Annotated in this window: 17 protein-coding genes and 1 pseudogene; 6 read left to right on the top strand and 12 right to left on the bottom strand. The window is 60.7% G+C overall.

All coding sequences use genetic code 11. From position 1 onward, the window contains the following. The first annotated feature begins 65 nt into the window (after positions 1–65). Both LAB08_RS04180 and LAB08_RS04175 read left to right on the top strand, forming a co-directional pair. The gene (locus tag LAB08_RS04180) at positions 66–1,442 is read left to right on the top strand and encodes an L-serine ammonia-lyase (protein ID WP_096513392.1); all 1,377 of its coding nucleotides are present in this window, start codon (positions 66–68) and stop codon (positions 1,440–1,442) included. A 325-nt stretch (positions 1,443–1,767) separates the two neighbouring features. Next, a complete protein-coding gene (locus LAB08_RS04175; RefSeq protein WP_096513393.1) occupies positions 1,768–2,085 on the top strand; it encodes a DUF3509 domain-containing protein in 318 nt (105 codons plus the stop codon). Here LAB08_RS04175 and LAB08_RS04170 read toward each other — a convergent pair. Continuing rightward, entirely contained in the window at positions 2,082–2,582 is a 501-nt protein-coding gene (locus tag LAB08_RS04170) for a phosphate-starvation-inducible protein PsiE (RefSeq protein WP_096513394.1), read from the bottom strand. The genes LAB08_RS04175 and LAB08_RS04170 overlap by 4 nt on opposite strands. Before the next feature lie 303 nt (positions 2,583–2,885). Here LAB08_RS04170 and LAB08_RS04165 point away from each other — a divergent pair. Next, positions 2,886–3,125 (top strand): annotated as a pseudogene (locus LAB08_RS04165) (YebG family protein); the annotation flags it as partial. 191 nt (positions 3,126–3,316) lie between these two features. Here the strand turns inward: LAB08_RS04165 and LAB08_RS04160 are convergent. Further along, the gene (locus LAB08_RS04160) at positions 3,317–4,336 is read right to left on the bottom strand and encodes a Glu/Leu/Phe/Val dehydrogenase family protein (RefSeq protein ID WP_096513396.1); all 1,020 of its coding nucleotides are present in this window, start codon (positions 4,334–4,336) and stop codon (positions 3,317–3,319) included. A 183-nt stretch (positions 4,337–4,519) separates the two neighbouring features. Here LAB08_RS04160 and LAB08_RS04155 point away from each other — a divergent pair, with 183 nt between their 5' ends. Continuing rightward, a complete protein-coding gene (locus LAB08_RS04155) occupies positions 4,520–5,323 on the top strand; it encodes a SirB1 family protein (RefSeq protein WP_096513397.1) in 804 nt (267 codons plus the stop codon). A gap of 119 nt (positions 5,324–5,442) precedes the next feature. On the opposite strand, the gene maiA is transcribed toward LAB08_RS04155, so the two are convergent. From maiA to hmgA, 3 genes are read right to left on the bottom strand one after another with little or no spacing between them, the layout of a single operon-like run. Then, positions 5,443–6,078, bottom strand: a complete 636-nt coding sequence (gene maiA / locus LAB08_RS04150; protein WP_096513398.1) for a maleylacetoacetate isomerase — start codon at positions 6,076–6,078, stop codon at positions 5,443–5,445. A 12-nt stretch (positions 6,079–6,090) separates the two neighbouring features. Next, the gene (gene fahA, locus LAB08_RS04145; protein ID WP_096513399.1) at positions 6,091–7,395 is read right to left on the bottom strand and encodes a fumarylacetoacetase; all 1,305 of its coding nucleotides are present in this window, start codon (positions 7,393–7,395) and stop codon (positions 6,091–6,093) included. 3 nt (positions 7,396–7,398) lie between these two features. Next, a complete protein-coding gene (hmgA, locus tag LAB08_RS04140) occupies positions 7,399–8,703 on the bottom strand; it encodes a homogentisate 1,2-dioxygenase (RefSeq protein ID WP_096513400.1) in 1,305 nt (434 codons plus the stop codon). A gap of 179 nt (positions 8,704–8,882) precedes the next feature. On the opposite strand from hmgA, the gene LAB08_RS04135 reads away from it, so the two are divergent. Then, a complete protein-coding gene (locus LAB08_RS04135; protein WP_096515568.1) occupies positions 8,883–9,686 on the top strand; it encodes an IclR family transcriptional regulator in 804 nt (267 codons plus the stop codon). A gap of 126 nt (positions 9,687–9,812) precedes the next feature. Here the strand turns inward: LAB08_RS04135 and LAB08_RS04130 are convergent, their stop codons facing one another. The 7 genes from LAB08_RS04130 to LAB08_RS04100 all read right to left on the bottom strand — a co-directional run bounded on the left by LAB08_RS04130 (position 9,813) and on the right by LAB08_RS04100 (position 19,869). Then, positions 9,813–12,362, bottom strand: a complete 2,550-nt coding sequence (locus tag LAB08_RS04130) for a helix-turn-helix transcriptional regulator (protein ID WP_096513401.1) — start codon at positions 12,360–12,362, stop codon at positions 9,813–9,815. 140 nt (positions 12,363–12,502) lie between these two features. Continuing rightward, a complete protein-coding gene (locus tag LAB08_RS04125) occupies positions 12,503–13,870 on the bottom strand; it encodes a DUF1329 domain-containing protein (protein WP_096513402.1) in 1,368 nt (455 codons plus the stop codon). A 24-nt stretch (positions 13,871–13,894) separates the two neighbouring features. Next, a complete protein-coding gene (locus LAB08_RS04120; RefSeq protein WP_096513403.1) occupies positions 13,895–15,688 on the bottom strand; it encodes a DUF1302 domain-containing protein in 1,794 nt (597 codons plus the stop codon). Between the two features lie 656 nt (positions 15,689–16,344). After that, a complete protein-coding gene (locus tag LAB08_RS04115; protein WP_096513404.1) occupies positions 16,345–17,256 on the bottom strand; it encodes an SDR family oxidoreductase in 912 nt (303 codons plus the stop codon). Positions 17,257–17,495: 239 nt separating this feature from the next. Continuing rightward, the gene (locus tag LAB08_RS04110) at positions 17,496–18,398 is read right to left on the bottom strand and encodes an alpha/beta fold hydrolase (protein ID WP_096513405.1); all 903 of its coding nucleotides are present in this window, start codon (positions 18,396–18,398) and stop codon (positions 17,496–17,498) included. Then, positions 18,398–19,180 (bottom strand): class II aldolase/adducin family protein, encoded by a 783-nt coding sequence (locus LAB08_RS04105; RefSeq protein ID WP_096513406.1) that lies wholly within the window; start codon positions 19,178–19,180, stop codon positions 18,398–18,400. Before LAB08_RS04105 ends, LAB08_RS04110 begins: the two co-directional genes overlap by 1 nt. A gap of 233 nt (positions 19,181–19,413) precedes the next feature. After that, complete coding sequence (locus tag LAB08_RS04100; RefSeq protein WP_096513407.1) at positions 19,414–19,869, bottom strand: flavodoxin; 456 nt, start codon at positions 19,867–19,869, stop codon at positions 19,414–19,416. Positions 19,870–19,971: 102 nt separating this feature from the next. Here LAB08_RS04100 and LAB08_RS04095 point away from each other — a divergent pair, with 102 nt between their 5' ends. Beyond that, on the top strand, positions 19,972–20,448 hold the full coding sequence (locus LAB08_RS04095; protein ID WP_096513408.1) for a PAS domain-containing protein: 477 nt from the start codon (positions 19,972–19,974) through the stop codon (positions 20,446–20,448). Positions 20,449–20,456 lie beyond the last annotated feature (8 nt).

Raw genomic sequence — 20,456 nt, 5'->3', positions numbered from 1 at the left:
TGATAGTGCGCTTGTCCTACAAAAATGGCAGCGATTCATCCTCCATTGCGGGAATAGGCTTTAGCATGGCTATCAGTGTTTTCGATCTTTTCAAAGTCGGCATCGGCCCGTCCAGCTCTCATACCGTTGGCCCGATGCGCGCTGCGGCGACCTTCGCCCAGGCGCTGGTCGATCAGGGTTTGGTGTCTGACGTGCGGCGCGTAGAAATCCGACTGTATGGCTCCCTGTCGGCAACCGGCGTCGGTCACGCCACCGACCGCGCCTGTGTCATGGGCTTGATGGGCGAGTGGCCGGATCGAATCGATCCCACCACCATCGACGACCGAATCCACACCCTGCGCGAAACCGCCGAACTGTCCCTGGCCGGCCAGGTGACGATTGCCTTCGACTGGACGCGTGACCTGCTGTTGCTCGACGAGAGTCTGCCCTACCACCCCAACGCCATGTCCCTGACAGCCTTCGGCGAAACCGGCGAGCTGTTCGAGCAAACCTACTACTCGATAGGCGGGGGTTTCATCATCGAAGCGGCCGAAGCCGAGTCCGGGATTCCCCCGGCAAGCGACGTGGTGTTGCCGTACGACTTCTCCAGCGCCGTCGAATTGCTTCAGCTGTGCAACCGGCACGGCTTGCGGGTTTCCGAATTGATGATGGCCAACGAACGGGCCTGGCGCAGTGACGAAGAAATCCGTCAGGGCCTGTTGCACATCTGGTCGGTGATGCGCGAGTGCGTCGAGCAGGGTTTGCACCACGAAGGCATCCTGCCCGGTGGTCTGAATGTGCCGCGTCGCGCGGCGAAATTGCACCGCAGCCTGTTGGAAATCGGCAAGCCGAACGTCATCACCTCGACCCTGTCGGCCATGGAGTGGGTCAATCTGTTCGCCCTTGCGGTGAACGAAGAAAACGCCGCCGGCGGCCGTATGGTCACCGCACCGACCAACGGTGCGGCGGGGATCATTCCGGCCGTGCTGCACTACTACATGAAATTCAATCCGGACGCGTCGGACGATGACGTGGTGGCGTTCTTTTTGGGTGCGGCGGCTGTCGGCATTCTCTGTAAGAAAAACGCCTCGATCTCCGGTGCCGAGGTCGGCTGCCAGGGTGAAGTCGGCTCGGCCTGCGCCATGGCTGCCGCCGGCCTGGCAGAGGTGCTGGGCGCCACACCGGAGCAATTGGAAAACGCCGCGGAAATCGGCTTGGAACACAACCTTGGCCTGACTTGCGACCCGGTGGGCGGGCTGGTGCAAGTGCCGTGCATCGAACGCAATGCGATTGCCGCGGTGAAGGCGATCAATGCCACGCAAATGGCCCTGCGCGGTGATGGTAAACACTTCATTTCCCTGGACCGGGTGATCCGCACCATGCGCGATACCGGCGCCGACATGCACGACAAATACAAGGAAACGTCACGGGGCGGTCTGGCGGTGAGTTGGGTGGAATGCTGACCGGTTTGGAGGCACGTCGGATTTAATTGCCCTGAAACGGGCAGGCAAAAATAATGCGGGCCTGTGGGAGCGAGCCTGCTCGCGATGACGGCTGCACAGTCAACTTCTGCTTGGCTGAGAGTCCGCTATCGCGAGCAGGCTCGCTCCCACTGGTTTTGCAGGTCGCGAGCATTGTCCGAAAATCTATCCGGCATGCCCCTTGCTTTATCCCTGATGCAGGCATTGATGGCGATGTGGCCATGGAATGGCCGATGGTCTGGTGTGGCGAACTAATCCCGATCCCGACCGGTCAACAATTGCACGTTCAATCAGGCGGTGACGCATCATGGACAACCCCTTTCAGCTCATTACCGATGCCTTTGCAGCGGACTATCAGATCAACCTGAGCATTCAGGGTCTGGACGGCAGCATCATGCTGACCCTGTCCAACTGTGGCCACGTAGTCGCAAAGCGCATGATCAGCGCCGAACAACGCAATGACCCCGAGCGCCTCAAACGCCTGGTGCAAAGCATTCAGTTCGGCATCGCCATCGAACAGGGCCACAGCGCGGTGGCCATCCTCGAAGCCATGACCGATGGCGGCACGCGCAACCCGCCGCCGCCACCTGCCAAAGGCCGGCACCGACCTGCCTTGGGCCTTTAAATCTCGCCCTTTTCTACTTCCGGATGTTCACTGGAGCCCGCACCGGTCTTGCGGTGCGGGTTTTCAATCTTCACCGACGGAAATTGCGAAGACGCGTAACGCACCACCAGAATCGCAAATGCCAGCAGCAGAATCCCGCCGCACAGGTAAATGATCCCCAGGTCCGGCGGGTTATGGTGCGACACGTTGGAAATCAGCAGGCGTGTCAGTGCGGTGATCGCCACATAGATCAGGAAGCGCACGGGCATGTGGTTGGTCTTGAAATAAATCCCGACCATCGCCCCCAGTTCCAGGTAGATGAACAGCAGCAGGATGTCATCGATCTTGATGTGTCCTTGCTCGATCATCCCGAGAAACTCCATCACCGCCGCCCACGCGGTCACGGCGCCGATGGCGAACAGTGCCAGGTAGTGAAAGGTCTCGACGAACAGGTTGCCCAGCGACTCTGCCAGATGATGCACGGTCTGCCGCAGATTTTCGGCCCAGTTGATTTTCACGATGATGCTTCCTCAGGTCGGCTCGACCGGATAATGCGGGTTGGACGTGACGATTGTTCTGCATGCAGAAACAAGGCCAGTGGCTTATGGGTGAGATGATTGCCGATTGAGATGAGGCACTTTGGTGGCTTGAAGGACGCCATCGCGGGCAAGCCTTGCTCCCACAAGCCAATGACAAACCCCAAATCCGGTCTACATTAAAAAGCCACTACCCAAACTCCAGCGATTCGCTTATCCTTTTCGCTGTATATAAATACAGTAGTCGAATCAGACAACCAAATGTGAAGGCATGTGAGGTGGTGAATGGCCGTCGAAGTGGTATACCGCAGCAGCCGAGATCTGGAGCGCTTGTTCATGGATAAAGCCGAAGCTGACCGTCATGACAAAATGCTCGAGCTGGCCGAGTTGCTGGCTGAAGTGTTGCAAAAAGCCGTTCCGTCCCTGACCGAACAGCAAGTGGAAGAAGCCGGGATCTACATGGCGAAAAATCGCGATGTGTTTGCCAAGGCATTCAAGAGCCAGCCGGACGCCTTGTCCGAGTTGCTCAGCGCGCCCGTCGAAGTCCCGCAACCGGTTGAAGTGGCGGCGCCTGTTGAAGAGGCGGTTGTTGAGTCGATTGCCCCGGCCAAGCCAGCCAAGGCCACCAAAGCAGCAAAATAAGTGACAGCCGAATTGAACAGGCCCTGAGTCGAATGACTCAGGGCCTTTTTAATGCTTGATGAAAAAGCGCTGCTTCACCGATACAACACCTTCTCCGCCAACTCGTCCGCCACCCTTGCCGGCGAGCGCTTCTCCGCCTGGGCATGGGCGAAGACTTCGGTCAGCCGCGAGCTGATTTTCGACAGATGCGCCGTGATGGTCGCCAACGCTTCACCCCGATGCCTGAGTGAAACATAGATCAGGCCGCCGGCATTGATCACGTAATCCGGTGCATACAAAATGCCCCGCCGCTCCAGCAGATCGGCAACGTCCAGATGAGTCAGCTGGTTGTTCGCCGAACCCGCCACCGCCGCGCAGCGCAGTTGCGTCACGCTATGGCTGTTGAGCACGCCCCCCAGGCCACACGGCGCCAGAATGTCGCAAGGCGTGCTGAGCAGTGCATCGTTGGCAATGGGGTGGGCGCCGAGTTGCTCCATCGCCAGTTGCACCTTGCCGTGGTCGATGTCGCTGACCAGCAGTTCAGCACCGGCCGCATGCAGCTGTTCCGCCAGCGCATAACCCACATTGCCCAGGCCCTGAATGGCCACGCGCAAACCTTCGAGATTGTCGCTGCCCAACCGCGCCATGGCGGTGGCGCGAATGCCGGTGAACACGCCCATCGCCGCGTGGGGAGCAGGGTCGCCCGCTGACGTGGTGCTGGTGACGTGTTGGGTTTGCTGGGCGATGCAATCCATGTCCGCCACCGAAGTACCGCTGTCGATGGCAGTGATGTAGCGCCCGTCGAGCTGATTGATGCAGCGTCCGAAGGCTTCGAACAGCGCCGCGCGATTGGCCACGTGAACGGGGCGAATGATGACCGCTACGCCACCGCCCTGGGCCAGGCCGGCCAGTGCGGCCTTGTAACTCATGCCCTGGGCAAGGCGCACGGCATCCTCGACCGCGGACTCGTCGCTGGGGTAGGCAAGGTAACGACAACCACCCAGGGCAGGCCCCAGGCGACTGTTATGAATGGCAATGACCGCCTTCAACCCGGTGGCCGGGTCGACGCTCAGATGCAGCGATTCAAGGCGAGTGCTTTGCATGAGAGCGAACATCGTAAGGCTCCCGAATCACTTCTTGTAGTCGCCAGTATAGGCTTGCGCACAAAAATTGCAGAAGCGCGCCGGAATAAACAGATCGTCTATTCAGACATTCGGAAATAACCGCCACACCCCCTTGTGGAGCACTGGACGAATGGCAGAGACGGGGCTAAAACGAGGCATTGCCCGGAGATTTTGATGACCCCGCGACAATCGTTTTTTGCCTGTCTGCAACGATCACCGCCCGCGCTGTTCGAGGCGGCACTGTGGATTGCCGCTGAACATGACAGCGAGATGAACCTCGAATCGCTGCTGGTGGACTTCAAGTCTCTGCAGCAGCGGATCAGTGGCAGCCTGCCCATGCTGCCGGTGAGCGAATTGGCGCAACCGCTGCTGCGGCGCATGAATGACCTGGGGTTCGCCCAGGACGACTTCACGCCCTTGCGCCCGCAAGTGGCGCTGCTCAATCGCGTGCTGGAACGCCGACGTGGACAACCCCTGGCCTTGGGTCTGATTGCGCTGGAATTGGCCAGAGGCCTGGAAATCCCTTTGGTCGGGGTCAACTTCCCCGGACATTTTCTACTGCGCGTACCGGGTGCCGACCATCTGCTCGATCCCTGCGGCGGCCGTCGTCTCTACCCCAACGATTGCCGGGAACTGCTGCAACGCCAGTACGGCCCGAACCTGAAGCTCAGCGCCGAACACCTGGTCACCGCCGAGCCCGTACAGATGCTGCAACGCCTGTCGCGCAACCTGCGTCAGTTGCACCTTTCCAACGACGACTACATCGGGGCCCTTATCGACGCCGAACGCGTGCTGGAACTGGGCAACGGCACCGCTGCCGACTACCTGGCCCGGGCCAGCCTCTACCAACGGCTGGATTGCCCGAACGCCGAGCGCTTCGACCTGGAACATGCCTTGCTGCTCAGCGACGATCCGATTCAGCGGATACGCCTGACCGAGCGGCTGGGGCATTTGCCGCCCAACTCCATCGTCCACTAAACACAGCTCCCCTGTGGGAGCGAGCCTGCTCGCGAAGACGGAGTCACATCCAAAATTGGCGTGACTGACACACCGCTTTCGCGAGCAGGCTCGCTCCCACAGGGGTTGGTATGTGGTTGCTATGGGGTGTCGGGCTGATTCGCGGGATGCGCCTTGATGAACGCCGGGTGCATGGCCGCCAGCGTCGCCACACGACGAATCCGCGGCCAGGCTTCCAGGGAAATGCTGAAGCGTTCGGCCGCGTACAGTTGCGGTATCAGGTACACATCCGCCAACCCCGGCTGCGGACCAAAGCAATATCCCTCATCACCGATCAACTGCTCCACCGCCGTCAACCCCTGGCTGATCCAGTGGCCGATCCACTCGACCACCTGCGCTTCATCCTGGCCCAACTGACGCAGCCGGTTGAGCACACTGACGTTATGCAGCGGATGCACATCACAGCCGATCACCGCCGCCACGCCGCGCTCGTGGGCGCGGGCGGCGAGGTCTTTGGACAGCAATGGCACCTGTGGATAACGTTCTTCGAGGTACTCGATAATCGCCGGTGACTGGATCAGCAACTCGCCCTCATCGGTGCGCAAGGCCGGTACACGGCCTTGCGGGTTGATGGCCAGATACGGTGGCTGGCGGTGCTCGCCACCGGGCGGCGCGATCAGGTTGATCGGCAGCGCCTGGTAATCCAGCCCCTTCAACGCCAGCGCGATGCGCACCCGGTAAGACGAGGTGGAACGATAGTAGGTATAGAGTTCCATGACCCGTTCTCCTTAGCGCGCCGGCAGCACTTTGCCACGGCATTCGCCGAAGCCGATGGAGGCAAATCCCTCGCGGTTGCAACGGCCACGCAGGATGATTTCATCGCCGTCTTCAAGGAACTTGCGCACCTCGCCCGACGCCAGCTCGATCGGTTTTTTGCCGCCCTCGGTGATTTCCAGCAGGCTGCCGAACTGACCGCTTTGCGGCCCCGACAACGTGCCCGAACCAAACAGGTCACCCGCCTGCAACTGGCAGCCATTGACGCTGTGGTGCGCGACCATTTGCGCCACGGTCCAGTACATGTGTTTGGAATTGCTCAGGGTCAGGCGATGGGCCGGCAGATTCTGCTCGCGCATGGCTTCGGTCAGCAGCAGCACTTCCAGTTCGATGTCGAAGGCGCCGGCGGCCTGATCGCGTTTGTCGAACAGGTACGGCAACGGCTGCGGATCACCTTCCGGGCGCGCAGGCTGGGCACGACGGAACGGCTCCAGGGCTTCGGCGGTCACCACCCATGGCGAAATGCTGGTGATGAAACTCTTCGACAGGAACGGCCCCAGCGGCTGATATTCCCAGGCCTGGATGTCCCGCGCCGACCAGTCGTTGAGCAGGCAGAAACCGGCGATGTGATCGGCGGCGTCGCCAATGGCAATCGAGTCGCCCATGTCGTTGCCCTGGCCAATCCAGATGCCCAGCTCCAGTTCGTAATCCAGGCGAGCGCACGGACCAAAGGTCGGCTCGGTCTGGCCAGCCGGCAAGGTCTGGCCTTTGGGACGGCGCACGTCGGTGCCGGACGGGCGAATGGTCGAGGCGCGGCCGTGGTAACCGATCGGCACGTACTTGTAGTTCGGCAGCAACGGATTGTCCGGGCGGAACAGTTTGCCGACGTTCTGCGCGTGCTCGATGCCGACATAGAAGTCGGTGTAATCGTTGATTTTCGCCGGCAGGTGCATCTCGCAATTCGCCGCCAGTGGCAGCAATTTTGCGCCCTGGGCTTCGATCTTGCCGTGCAGGGTGCTGCCTTCGCTCAGTAATTCCAGCAAGCGTTCACGCAGGGCAACACGCGCCTCGCGGCCCAGCTCGAAAAACGCATTCAACTGACCCCCACGGGTGGCTTCGACGGCGTTTTTTGCCACACCGTCGAACAGGCCAGCTTCAAGTGCGGCTTCCAGGTCAAAAATATGCTCGCCAATGGCCACGCCGCTGCGTGGCGCCGAACCCTTCACGCTGAACACACCCAGCGGCAGGTTTTGCAACGGGAAATCGGCATGGCCGTTGGCGGAAGCGACCCAGCTGCGAGTGATGGAAGTCTGCGTCATGGGTTATCTCCGGGTCGGGTCGAAAGTGGCGGGCAGCGTGGCCCAGCAAGCGTCGTAGTTGGTTTGCAGTTGCGGGCAATCGAGGGCGAAACGGCTCGGGCGCAGCACCTGGCTGGTCTCGAACATGAAGGCCATGGTGTTGTCGATTTTTGCCGGTTTGAGGTCCGCGTTGATCGCCTTGGTACAGGTTTCGCCGTCGGGGCCGTGGGCACTCATGCAGCTGTGCAACGACGCGCCGCCGGGGACGAAACCTTCGGCCTTGGCGTCGTACTCGCCCTGGATCAGGCCCATGAATTCGTTCATCAGGTTGCGGTGGAACCACGGTGGACGGAAGGTGTTCTCGGCAACCATCCAGCGTGGCGGGAAGATCACGAAATCGAGGTTGGCCAGGCCGTGGACGCTGGTCGGCGAGGTCAGCACGGTGAAGATCGACGGGTCCGGATGATCGAAGCTGACGGTGCCGATCGTATTGAAACGGCGCAGGTCGTATTTGTACGGCACGTTGTTGCCATGCCAGGCGACCACGTTCAGCGGCGAATGATCGAGCTCGGTGCCCCACAGCTGGCCGAGGAATTTCTGCACCAGGGTGGTCGGTTGCGCCAGGTGTTCGTAATGGGCGACCGGGGTCAGGAAGTCCCGCGGATTGGCCAGGCCGTTGCTGCCAATCGGCCCCAGGTCCGGCAGGCGCAGGGGCGCGCCATGGTTCTCGGCGATGTAGCCGCGGGCTTGTGGGTCGAGCAGCTCGACGCGGAATTTCAAACCCCGTGGCAGTACGGCGATTTCCAGTGGTTCCAGCTCCAGCACGCCCAATTCCGTGGCAATCCGCAACCGTCCCAGCTGCGGCACCAGCAGCATCTCGCCATCGGCATTGAAGAACACTCGCTCCATGGAGCGGTTGGCGCGGTACTGGTGGATGCTGATCCCGGCCGGTTTGTCCGGGCCGGAGTTGGCGGCCATGCTCACCAGGCCGTCGATGAAATCCGTCGGCTCGGCGGGCATATCCAGGGCATTCCAGCGCAGGCGATTGGGGGTCACTTCACCCAACGGCCCGCCGGCCAGTTGCCGCTCGAGTTTGATGAACGCCGGGTGATTGGCCGATGGCTGGATACGGTACATCCAGGTCCGTCGTGCTTCGCTGCGGGCCATGGTGAACGCGGTACCGGAAAACAGTTCGGTGTAGAGGCCGTAAGGGGCCTTTTGCGGGGAGTTCTGGCCGACCGGCAGTGCGCCGGGCAATGCTTCGCTGCTGAATTCGTTGCCGAAGCCTGACTGATAAGCCAGTGCAGGTGTCGTTGAATCGAGGTTCATGGAGCCTCCTGAACAGGGAGTTGGCCGTGGCCTGTCGCTCTGCGGAAGAGGTCTCGGCACGCCGGAGTTGTTTTTATCGTAATTCAATTACGAATAACGTAATTTGATTGGTAATGACCGTCAAGCTATAAAGACGCCCATTCATCCCCGGAACTCCTCCCTTGAAAGACGGCGCCACCATGCAAAAGCCCGCGAGCGACAGTAACGGTAAACAGAAAGTCCGCTCCGCCGAGGTGGGTACCGACATCCTCAAGGCCTTGGCCGAGTTGTCGCCGTCGACGTCACTCTCGCGCCTGGCGGAACACGTGCAGATGCCGGCGAGCAAGGTTCACCGCTATTTGCAGGCCCTGATCGCCAGCGGCTTTGCCGAGCAGAATCCCGCGACCAACCATTACGGGCTGGGCCGCGAGGCCTTGCGCGTGGGGCTGGCGGCACTCAACAGTATGGACGTGCTGAAAGTCGCCGCCCTGCCCTTGGCCGAATTGCGCGACGACCTGAACGAAACCTGCTTTTTGGCGGTGTGGGGCAATCAGGGCGCGACCGTGGTGCACATCGAACCAGCGGTGCGTGCGGTCACCGTGGTGACCCAATTGGGCTCGGTGTTGCCATTGCTCAGTTCTTCCACAGGCCTGGTGTTTGGCGCCTATCTGCCCAAGCGCGAAACCATTGAATTACGCGAGCAGGAACTGCTGGCGCACACAGGCCATGCGCTGGCCGACGAGCAGACCTATGCCGCCATGTGCGAGCAGATCCGCGCACGCGGCTTGCACCATGTACATGGTTTGCTGATGCCCGGCGTCGATGCCTTGTCCGCGCCGGTCTTCAACGCAATGGGCAATGTCGTGGCCGTACTGACAGTGGTTGGCCCGACGTCGCTGTTTCATGCCGATGAAGATGGCCCGGCGGCGCAACGCTTGCTGGCCGCCACGCGGGCGGTCAGTTGGCGAATGGGCTTTGAGCCGGATAGCAAACCTGTTGCCTGACGACCTGTAGGAGCAAAGCTTGCTCGCGATGACGGTGTGTCAGGCGCTGCATTGTTGAGTGTAACGACGCCATCGCGAGCAAGCTTTGCTCCTACAGGGATCGAGTCAAAAGTCTGGTCGGCTCTCCTACCCTTGCGCAATCAAGCCCAGCTTCTTCGCCGTGGCCACGGCTTGAGTCCGACGTTCAACGCCTAATTTGCTGTGAATACGTCGCGCGTGGGTTTTCACCGTATGCAATGAGATAAACAACTGCTCGGCGATCTGTTGATTGGAGTTGCCTTGGGCGATCAGGCGGAGCACCTCCAGTTCACGCCCGCTCAACGGACTGGCGTCCAGAAGCGCCGCAGGTTCGTCGTCCACGCCGAGGCGACCGAGCAAGGTCGGTTGACGCAGCCGCAACTCATTCAAAGCCTGCTGTAGATGACAACGCCTCACTAACGCCAGTCCCGCCTGTAACGCCGAGGTCGCCAGGCCTGTTTCGCCGACGATGTCCGCCACTTCGCAGATGGCCAACTGCAATTCGGTTTCCAGCGCCAGCATTCCATGCTGTTGCGCGTGATCGAGCAAAGCCTTGAGCTGCTCCAGCGGAGTCTGCGTCAATTGCAGTTGGGTCTCGGCGATGATCAGCAGGTACTCGACCCGCGCAAGCAGCTCCACCGTGGCCGGCGGCGCCTGCCGGGCATGAGGCCCGCGGTAATGGCGCAACACGCGAGTCAGTGCTTCGTGGACCAGCTCCGGTCGACCTTGCTGCAACCAGAAGTGACCGCTGATTTGCAGCAGTGCACTGCGATAAACGGTGTCGGGAATCTGTCGCTGTTGCATCAACCGCTCGGCCTCACGCAAGCGGTCAAACGCGTGGGCGTAGTCCCGTTGGTTGGCCGCTACCTGGGCCTGCCCGAGAAAGCCGTACAATGCCCGCTTGTCCTGACTGTGCAGGCAATCCTGAAGGCCGCTCTGGAAGAACTCGGCGGCTACTCCATCCTGTCCCTGCCACAGCGCCAGACGCCCGCGTCGCAAGGCAATACGTCCCAGCAACGGTGTCGGGCGATCAGCCTGCCGGCTCAACAATTCATGAATATCGGCCAACAGGCTCTCGGCACGCCGGGGAGCGCCACGATGTTCGAGCAATTGTGCGTGATCGAGTTCGAGCAAGCCTTCGAACAGCAACGAACCTTGTGCCCGCGCCAGGCACAGCGCCTCACGATTGAGGGCCTGCGCGGCATCGAGTTCGGCATTGAGCAGCGCCTGCTGGGTCAGCCCGGACAGGCACAGCAAGCGTGCCGGCCAGGCCTCTGCTGCCAGTTCGGCCAATGCCTCGACGAAATGTCCGCGAGCGGCCGGCATGCGCCCCTGCAAATGCAGCAACCAGCCTTGCTGCGCCTGCCAGCGTGCCAACAATTGCCGCTGCGATGCCGCCGTCGGTTGCGGTGCAAAGCGCGCCATTTGTTCGATGCACAGCGCCGCCTGGTCGAAGCGTCCGGCAAACAGCAGCGCCGCCGTGATCAGACCGACCAGTTGTGGCGAACCGAGGGTCAACTCTTGCCCCTGGCGCTCATGCAGACTCAGTAACAGACGTACGTTCTCGCGCCGGAACAAATGCTCGAAATTAAAGTGCTGCAACAGACTGACCGCCACCTCGAACTCTTCAGCCAGCAGCGCCTGCTCGAACGCCCCCTGCCAATCCTCTTCGGCGCAGAACCATTGGCACGCGCGCCGATGCCAGGAGCGCCCCACCGTTCCCTGTTCGTCACGCATGGCTCGGGCCAGTGGTACGAACACACGAAACCATTCTGCAGAATCTTCCCAGGGTTCGATAAAGCACCCCATCTCCTGCAAGGCCTGCAACCATCCTGCGCCCTCTCCGGCACCGAACAGATGCTCGCAGAGTCCGGCATTGAAGCGCGGCAGATGGGCCAGCACCTGCCAGGCCTCCACCAGCTCCGGCGGCAAGGTGTTGAACAATTCATGCTGCAGATAATCGAGCAATGTCGTCGAGCGCCCCTGCCTGTCCTGCCCGGCAGACCACGGGCAACCCTCGAGCAAGGCAATGCGCACACCGGCACCCCATCCGCCGCTGCGCTGAACGACGCGTTTGGCCAAACTGGCCGCCTGGGAAGGCTCTACATGGCCGAGCAACTGCTCGACGTCAGACTCGGTAAAAGCCAGCGCCGGACCGTTGCACTCATACACCTCGTCATCGAGCAACAACCGTGGCCAATTGCAGGACGGACGCCTGCGCGAACCCAGCCACCAACTCAACACCGGGTTTGTGAGGGCCAGCAAGCGATCGAGCAGACGGTCGAGCTCAGGATGGGAAAAACGACAGTAATCATCGATAAACAGCCAGGTTGGCGTTCGCAACCGGGCCAGATGCTCCAGCAATGCAAGCTCATCCGACGTTGCCAGCCCCAGCACGTACGCCAGCCGCTGCCGGAAATCGGCAACACTCAATGACTCGCCGGCCAACGGCAGCCAATACACCCGGCAGGGCGTCGGCGCCCGCAACAGGCACTCGGTAAGCAGCGCACTCTTGCCGCTGCCGGCCGGCGCGCAAAGCAATTTCACCCGTGCCGTGGAGGCCAGCAATGGCTCGACCAATCGCGCGCGGGACACATGATGGGAACACAAGCGAGGCAGAAGTCCAGGACGGTCCAGACACGTCGTCATGGCAGTCATAGTGGTGCGCCTTTTTATAATTGTGGCGCCACCCTAGCCCTCTCCGGAGCGCTTGTTGAAGAAGTATTCAGCAGGCTGATTTGCAGACATAAAAAAGGTGACCGTAAAGTCACCTTTTTGTGTAGGAGGTTGTAGGAAGATTACCTCACACCCGTGCTCCGCAGGGCTGCCGGTGTGTAGTCCCCGGCTTTGGCGGCGATGTTGAATTCGAAGCTGCGTTTCTCTTCGTTCTTCATCCCCAGTGCGATGTAGCGACCGGCAATCAGGTCATACAGTGCTTCGACCGTATAGGCCGGCACCTGATGATCGTAATAGAACTGCGCATGCCCTTCGGCCACACGCCAGAGCTGGCCGCGACCGTCATAGTGATCGGCCAGCGCCACCTGCCAAGTGTCTTCGTCGAGGTACATGTGCCGCTTGGCATACACGTGCCGCTCGTTGGGCTTGACCGTGGCGACGACTTCCCACACCCGGTGCAATTCGTAACGGGTCAGGTCCTGATTGATATGGCCGGCCTTGATCACATCGGTATATTTCAGGTCAGGCGAGTCGAGTTTGTAGCTGTTGTACGGGATGTACATTTCCTTCTTGCCGATCAGCTTCCAGTCGTAGCGGTCCGGCGCACCGGAAAACATGTCGAAGTTGTCGGTGGTGCGCAAGCCATCGGACGAGGTGCCCACGCCGTCATAGGCCACTTGCGGTGCACGCCGCACACGGCGCTGACCGGCGTTGTAGATCCAGGCCTTGCGCGGCTCCTGGACCTGATCGAGGGTCTCGTGGACCAGCAGCACGTTACCCGCCAGCCGCGCCGGCGCCGTCACTTCCTGCTTGAAATAGTTGAGCACGTTGTCATCACTGCCCGGTTTCAAATCCCCCAGCAACGACGGCACGGCCACCTCGTCCTTGAAGCGGATGACGGTGAAATCGCCATTGGCCTGCGGCGTTGCCTGGGTGATGGTGCGGCGCAGATTGCCGCCGTGATAACGGGTGATGTGGTTCCAGATCACCTCGACCCCGTTCTTCGGAATCGGAAAGGCGTAGTAGCGATTGCCGGTGAAATTGGCCAGGCCGTTACCATCGTTGATCGGGGTAACGTTCAACGCGCTGCGCTTGGCCGACTCATAGATGTCCGCTGGCAGTGCGGCTGTGCGGTGGGTCGGATACACCGGGATCTTGTAGGTGTCGGGGTAGCGCTTGAACATCGCGATCTGCCCGTCGGAGAGCTTGTCCTTGTACTTGTCGACCGTCGCCGCCGTAATGATGAACAGCGGTTTTTCATTGGCGAACGGGTCCGCCAGGAAACCCTTGCTGTCCACCGCGCCGGCGTTTTTCGGGATGCCTCCGGTCCACGCCGGAATCGAGCCGTCGGCATTGCCAGCCTTCTCGCCCCCCAACGGTGTGAGACTGGTGCCAAGTTTGTTCGCTTCTTCCGGGGACACTGCGGCCATGACGTTGGCGGCCAGCAGACCGAGGGCCAGGACACCGCATTGCAGAATCATCTTGCGCATGGAAATCATCCTTCTCGAGACAGGTCAGAAGTTCACGCCAAAGCTCAACGCCACGAAGTCGCGGTCCTCGAGCGTGTTGTAGTTGCCACCGAAGAAGTCGGTGTAACTGAGGCTTGCGGTGTAGGTGTTGCGGTAGTCCGCATCGACGCCGAGGCTGACGGCCTTGGCGCCCTCGTTGAACAGGCCGTTGGGGCCGTAACCGGAGACGTCGTGGGACCACGACAGGTTGGGGCGGAAGTTGATCCCGGCAATGACGTTGTTGTAATCGAGGATCGCCCGGGCGCGATAACCCCACGAAGTCGAGGTCACGAAACCATTGGTATCGCCGCCGAAACCATACTGGCCATAGACCGAGTCGCGGCCGTAGCGCAGCTTGCTGCGGGGCTCCAGGCCACCGACATGGACCACTGCCGCTTCGCCTACCAGTGTCAGGCGATCCGCGCCCGCAACCTGGTCGACGAAGTGCGTCAGGGTGCTTTGGACCTGCGTCACTTCCTTGCGCCGATAGCCCTTGTTGTCGGCGCCAGGCGCGGTGGCGATGGGTGACGCTGCGCCGCCGGCAATCGGGTTGAGCATGGCCAGGGTCAGGTCGGTGCTGTTGACCTGTATCGGCAGGTTGGGGCGATAGCTGATCTCACCGGTCCACGCCGTGCCGGTGGGCAACGTGGTGGAGAAGCTCGCGCCGTACAGGCGAATGTCTTCCGGGTATTCGAGGAAATACTGGCCACGGCCGAGCATCACGCTTTGCGCCAGGCCCGAGCCGCTGCCAGGTGCAAGACGATTGGCCGCCGCGACGATCCCGGGAATGCTCGCCAGCGTGGAGGCGCCCGCCGTCGTCGTACCGACGTTGGGTGTGCGGCTGTGGTAGTTCATGAAGTACAGGCCGTACTCGGTGTCATCCCCCAGCCAGCGCAGTGCGGTACCCCACTGCCCCGAGTCCCGGGCATCGCGGTCCGGGCCGCGAGGAACGACCACCCCTTCCCGGGTGACCTCGAAGCCCTGGCCAAAAGCCGCGGCTACCGGCTGCAACGGCGCAATGGCCGGACTGGCGACGGTGTAGTTCTTGTTGCAGCCGTCGGCCACCACATCGTTGCCGAAGAAAGTGCCGCAGTTGTCGACGACGGTCTGGTCCCACTCCAGTTGATAGAAGCCTTCGACCGTCAACTTGTCCGTCAGGCCTTGGGAGGCGAACAGCATGTTGACCGGAATCAGACCTTCCTTGATCTCGGCACCGGGACGACGGAACGCGGAGACGTCGACCGGGTTGATGCTGTTGATCGAGTTTCCGATGAAGGTACTTTCCCCCCAACTGACCACCTGCTTGCCGGCGCGCACCGTGCCCGGCAGATCGGCGATGGAGTAGTTGTGGTAGACAAAAGCGTCGAGGAGTTGGGTCCCGGAGGACTTGGCGCCTTCCTTGCGGTTGTCATCGCTGATTTGCTTGAACGGCCGGTCTTCGTCCTTCAACTCGAAGTCGTACCAGTACTTGCCACGGAGAAACACACCGGTATCGCCATACTTCAGTTCAAGGTCGTGGATACCTTTGAAAATCTTCGAGAAGGTTTCGCCCTTTCCGAAGTTCTGACGCCCGTCGTCGCCGGTCGATGCCTGGCCAGTCCCGCCATTGACGATGCCCACCAGCGACTTGTCGGCATCGCGCATGCCCCAACTCGCGCCGATCGACAGCGAAGAGTCGAACGTCCCCTCGATTTCCCCGATGTTGAATGAAACGGCCTGTGCCTGGGCACAGCAACCCAAGGCCACCGCAGCGGCCAGCGCCTGCGGTTTGAAGATGGCGCGCATTGTTGTTTTTGTCATGCGTCTTCCCCGGTGAGTGACAGAAGGCCTCACCCTACTGCCGCCCGCCGAGGGCGATAAGCGCACCAAGGAGGTATTCGCGGTGTACCTCCAAAGGATGACTGGCCGCTGAGTACGGGGTGTTGCGCAGTGCATGGATGCCCGCAATGGCGACCTATCAGCGCAACGCATGGGGGCGATAAACACCTGAGCTGTGTAGGAGTTGTGTAGGAGCTGTCGAGTGAAACGAGGCTGCGATCTTTTAAAGACAACATCAAAAGATCGCAGCCTGCGGCAGCTCCTACAACCAGCTGCTACAGTGAAAGAGCCTACAGCGCATTCGACTGTTGCGCGCCCCGTAACAGTGCATGTCCGGAATCGCTATTTTTCCTTTACCGGCAAAGACTTATTCTTTCCGGGCTTTCACGGGAAACCGCCGGATAGCACGAAGCGACAGCGTTTGATGCACCACGCCGTTCGCGACAGATTTCAGATGATTTGAAGCTTTCGAGTCATCGCCCCGTGTACACCGACGTTGATTTGTAGCTCCTGGATCCAACGTCTTGCTTTGGCCGCTGCTTTTGCAGCGGCCTTTTTTTATGGGCGATGGTTTTCAAGCGAAGGGGCAAATCGAAGGGATTGCAGGGCCCGTGCAGGCCCTGCCGGGTAAAGCGGAATCAGAGCGAATATTTCTGCAAATTCCCCATCATTTCCTTCAGCGCTTCAATGTTGTCCTTCGGATGCGCCGCCCCCTCGAAATCACAGATCTGCTGCCAGTGCGCCGCCACGTCTTCCGGGGAGAAACCGGCCCGTGGGTCGAACCCGGCGCCGAGGCTGCGTTCCCAGCGCACCTTGCCCATCCAGCCGCCGCCGACTTCGAATAGGCCGGAGGTTTCCTGGCAGTTTTCGCTGGCCAGGTACACCACCAACGGGCTGACCAGTTCCGGTTTGAGTTGTTCGAACACTTGCGGCGGGATCAGGCCTTCGGTCATGCGGGTGCCGCCGGTGGGGGCGATGGCGTTGACCAGGATGTTGTTCTTGCGACCTTCGATGGCCAGGGTGCGGGTCAGGCCGTAGAGGCCGAGTTTGGCCATGCCGTAGTTGGACTGGCCGAAGTTGCCGTAGATGCCCGAGGTGGAGGCGGTGAAGATCACCCGGCCGTAGTTTTGCTCGCGCATGTGCGGCCAGGCGGCGCGGGTGACTTTGTAGGCACCTTCGACGTGGACGCGGTAAACCAGGTCCCAGTCGGCATCTTCCATTTTGTGGAAGGTCTTGTCGCGCAGGATGCCGGCGTTGTTGACCACGACATCGACACGACCGAAGGCATCGAGGGCATGTTGAACAAGCTTGTCGCCGTCGGTGACCGAGTCGTGGTTGGCCTCGGCAGTGCCGCCGGCTTCGCGGATTTGCGCGACCACGCGATCCGCCGCCGAAGCGTTGGCGCCTTCACCCTGGGTCGAGCCGCCGAGGTCGTTGACCAGCACTTTGGCGCCCTGTTTGGCGAACAGCAGTGCGTGCGCCCGTCCCAGGCCGCCACCTGCACCAGTGATGATCACGACTTTATCTTCGAAGCGCACAGATTCATTCATGGGGAACTCCAGCAGGCCAGGGACATTGCCTTGGAGTTTCAGGCACGGCGGCGCGGGTCACAATGAACAGGGGGGAGGCTGAATGGTGTGCGATAAGGCAGGGGGATGATGTAGCCGCAGATGCTTCATTCATCCCCGGCCTCTGCAGGAGCTGGCTTGCCAGCGAAGGCGGCCTGGAGTCTTGCACCGCCAATCAGGTCGCCTTCGCCGGCAAGCCGGCTCCTACAGCAGGCTCAGCACTATGAACACGCTACTTTCAGTGGCGGCAACATCAGCCGGTCGCGAAATGCCAGGTAGTGCTTGAGTACCTGGCACGGCGCCTCGATCTGCGGGTAATGGCCGATGTCGCTCAACAACACCGTGTCGGGTTCGGGGATCAGCTCTCGATAACGCGCGACCATATGCGCCCCGGAGATCGGGTCGACCTCGCCATCGATCACCCGCAGCGGCACCTCGCCGCGTTGCATCGCGCCGACCCAACGCTCGCGCCGTGTGCGCCGCTCGGGAATGTAGGTGATCAATTTGTGCATGATCCTTGGGCCATGATTGTTTTCGATCAGGCTCCAGAAATCATCCATCTCGCTTTCACTGGGGCGGGTGTGTGGACCAAAGATCTGGCGAAAGCTCTTCACCAGCCCGTCACGACTGAACGCACGGCCGATCATCCAGCCCAAGGGGCTGAGCAGCAATTTTTGCATCAGGACCGGGCGATGGGTTTCCGGAAACAACCCACCATTGAGGAACACACAGCTTGCGATATTGATCTGCGATTCGTAATGCCGGGCCAGCAATTCCTGAGCCACGCTGTCGCCATAATCGTGAGCCAATAAATGCACCGGTTGCCCGACATCCAGGTGCTCCAGCAGCGCCTGTTGCAGATCGGCCTGCTCCAGCAGGCTGTAGGCGTGGCTCACCGGTTTGGCCGAGTCACCGAAACCCAGCATGTCGCAGGCGATCACGCGATAGCGCTGAGTCAGTGGTTGCCACAGGTAATGCCAGTCCCAACTGGCGCTTGGGAAGCCATGGATGAGCAGCAGTGGCTCACCCTGCCCCGCCGTCCAGTAACGGATGGCCTGGCCACGGAACTCGAACGTCTGGCCGCGCTTGCGCCAGATACACAGCGGGATCTCGGCGAGGGCCATTAGAGTTTATAACCCGGGTCTTGTTTATCGAGTTTGCGCAACAGCGCTGGCCAGGCCAACGCGCCGCCCATGCCTTGAGCACTTTTGGTGACACCGGCGATCATCGCCTTGGCACCCGCCAGAATGTGTGGCTCGATGGCGATCAGTTCCGCGCCGCCGGTCTGTGCCATGACCTGGATATCGCAGGCGCGCTGGAAGGTGAACATCATCAGGAAGGTGTCGGTAATGCTGCTGCCGCAGGTCAGCAGACCGTGGTTGTGCAGCATCAGAAAATTGTTTTCGCCGAGATCGGCCTGCAACCGTGCCTTCTCCTCATGGTTAAGCGCGACGCCTTCGTAGGCGTGATACGCCAGGCTCGAAAGGACGAACAGCGACTGCTGGCTGATCGGCAATACGCCCTGTTTCTGCGCCGACACCGCCACCCCGGACGCCGTATGAGTGTGTAGCACACAGACGACATCGTGACGGACCTCATGCACCGCACTGTGGATGGTGTACCCGGCCGGGTTGATCTCGTAGGGGCTGTCCATCAGCTTGTTGCCGGCCTGATCGACCTTGACCAGGCTCGACGCAGTAATTTCATGAAACATCAGCCCGAACGGATTGATGAGGAAGTCATCAGTACCCGGCACTTTGGCGGAGATGTGGGTGAAAATCAGATCATCCCAGCCATGCTGGGCCACCAGGCGATAACAGGCAGCGAGGTCGATGCGGGTCTGCCATTCGGCGGGGCTGACCAGCTCTTTGACACTCTGTGGCGATTGGACGGGGGCTACGCTCACGGCTAGGAACCTCTGGTTTTTATTATGGAGTGTTTCCAATAACTACCGAGTCTAGCCAGCCCTCCGGGTTCGCGTAGTTGCATTGGCAGCCAGCTTGATGGCCGAACGAGTCAGCGGACAGGGGATAGTGGATCCATGTCAAACAGCCGCCGCCAGAGAAGAGGTGGGGCGCGCGTTCAGCCGCCCCGCCAGAACAATGACGAGCCCGGTCGCGGGTGCTTCGACCGGACCGGTCAGCCGCGTAGAGCGCCCGCCAGTTCCGCCAGCCAGGGCTCGGCGTCCGCTTCCGGCGTCACGCTTTCGCTGGCGTCCAGGCGCAGCATCGGCAGGACTTCGCGGATGCCCAGCTCAGCGAACAGCTCACGCATCAACTCACCGCCGCCGCAGAACGTATCACCATAACTGGCATCGCCCAGACCGATCACCGCCCCCGGCAAGCCGCGCCAGGCAGCGGGCAACTGATCGCGAATTGCGAAGTACAGCGGCTGCAGGTTGTCCGGCAGTTCGCCCATGCCGGTGGTCGAGGTCACGGCCAGGAAGGCTTCGGGGCCAAAGGCCTGCACATCGGCCAGGCTTGCACGCGGGTTGTGCCAGGTTTCGAAACCGGCGGCTTTCAAAATACTGGAGGCATGGCGGGCGACTTCTTCAGCCGTGCCGTACACCGAGCCGGAAATGATGGCGACTTTCATCAATCTGATCCTGAAGCTGAGTAAAAGACCGGGATATTAACAGCACGGCCTGTCTTGTTCTTTTAGAATGCCCCAGACAACCAACAAGGAAGAGGTTCACCCATGATCAACGCCAAACTGCTGCAACTGGCCATCAATGCCTCCAACGACGGTATCGTGATTGCCGAAAAGGAAGGCGATCAAGACAAGATCCTGATTTACGTCAACCCGGCGTTCGAACGCCTGACGGGTTACACCAGCGAAGAAATCCTCTATCAGGATTGCCGTTTCCTGCAATCCGGCGATCGCGATCAAGACGCGCTGCCGAAGATCCGTGACGCGTTGAACAATGAAGGATCCTGCCGGGAAATCCTGCGTAACTACCGCAAGGACGGCACACCGTTCTGGAATGAGCTGTCCCTTTCAACGGTGAAAAACCTGAATGATGGGCAGGTTTATTTCATCGGCGTGCAGAAAGACGTGACCGTGCAGGTCAAGGCGCAGCAGCGTGTGGCGCAGCTTGAAGCGCAATTGGCGCAAGTCCAGGCTGAACTTGCTGCGCTCAAGGCGACGAACGGTACAAACAAATCTGCGAATTAGTTGTCATT

Source organism: Pseudomonas izuensis (genome assembly GCF_002356535.2).
GTDB classification, from domain to species: domain Bacteria; phylum Pseudomonadota; class Gammaproteobacteria; order Pseudomonadales; family Pseudomonadaceae; genus Aquipseudomonas; species Aquipseudomonas izuensis.
Note: the sequence above shows the minus strand (reverse complement) of the source record. Positions and strands in the feature narration are given on the sequence as shown.

Bases quoted from the DNA above. Each gene is read 5' to 3' on its own strand.
- LAB08_RS04095 (WP_096513408.1), top strand. From the start codon at position 19,972: ATGATCAACGCCAAACTGCTGCAACTGGCCATCAATGCCTCCAACGAC.
- maiA (WP_096513398.1), bottom strand. From the start codon at position 6,078: ATGGAACTCTATACCTACTATCGTTCCACCTCGTCTTACCGGGTGCGC.
- LAB08_RS04110 (WP_096513405.1), bottom strand. From the start codon at position 18,398: ATGGCCCTCGCCGAGATCCCGCTGTGTATCTGGCGCAAGCGCGGCCAG.
- fahA (WP_096513399.1), bottom strand. From the start codon at position 7,395: ATGACGCAGACTTCCATCACTCGCAGCTGGGTCGCTTCCGCCAACGGC.
- LAB08_RS04120 (WP_096513403.1), bottom strand. From the start codon at position 15,688: ATGACAAAAACAACAATGCGCGCCATCTTCAAACCGCAGGCGCTGGCC.
- LAB08_RS04125 (WP_096513402.1), bottom strand. From the start codon at position 13,870: ATGCGCAAGATGATTCTGCAATGCGGTGTCCTGGCCCTCGGTCTGCTG.
- LAB08_RS04180 (WP_096513392.1), top strand. From the start codon at position 66: ATGGCTATCAGTGTTTTCGATCTTTTCAAAGTCGGCATCGGCCCGTCC.
- LAB08_RS04130 (WP_096513401.1), bottom strand. From the start codon at position 12,362: ATGACTGCCATGACGACGTGTCTGGACCGTCCTGGACTTCTGCCTCGC.
- LAB08_RS04160 (WP_096513396.1), bottom strand. From the start codon at position 4,336: ATGTTCGCTCTCATGCAAAGCACTCGCCTTGAATCGCTGCATCTGAGC.
- LAB08_RS04100 (WP_096513407.1), bottom strand. From the start codon at position 19,869: ATGAAAGTCGCCATCATTTCCGGCTCGGTGTACGGCACGGCTGAAGAA.
- LAB08_RS04115 (WP_096513404.1), bottom strand. From the start codon at position 17,256: ATGAATGAATCTGTGCGCTTCGAAGATAAAGTCGTGATCATCACTGGT.
- LAB08_RS04155 (WP_096513397.1), top strand. From the start codon at position 4,520: ATGACCCCGCGACAATCGTTTTTTGCCTGTCTGCAACGATCACCGCCC.
- LAB08_RS04135 (WP_096515568.1), top strand. From the start codon at position 8,883: ATGCAAAAGCCCGCGAGCGACAGTAACGGTAAACAGAAAGTCCGCTCC.
- hmgA (WP_096513400.1), bottom strand. From the start codon at position 8,703: ATGAACCTCGATTCAACGACACCTGCACTGGCTTATCAGTCAGGCTTC.
- LAB08_RS04175 (WP_096513393.1), top strand. From the start codon at position 1,768: ATGGACAACCCCTTTCAGCTCATTACCGATGCCTTTGCAGCGGACTAT.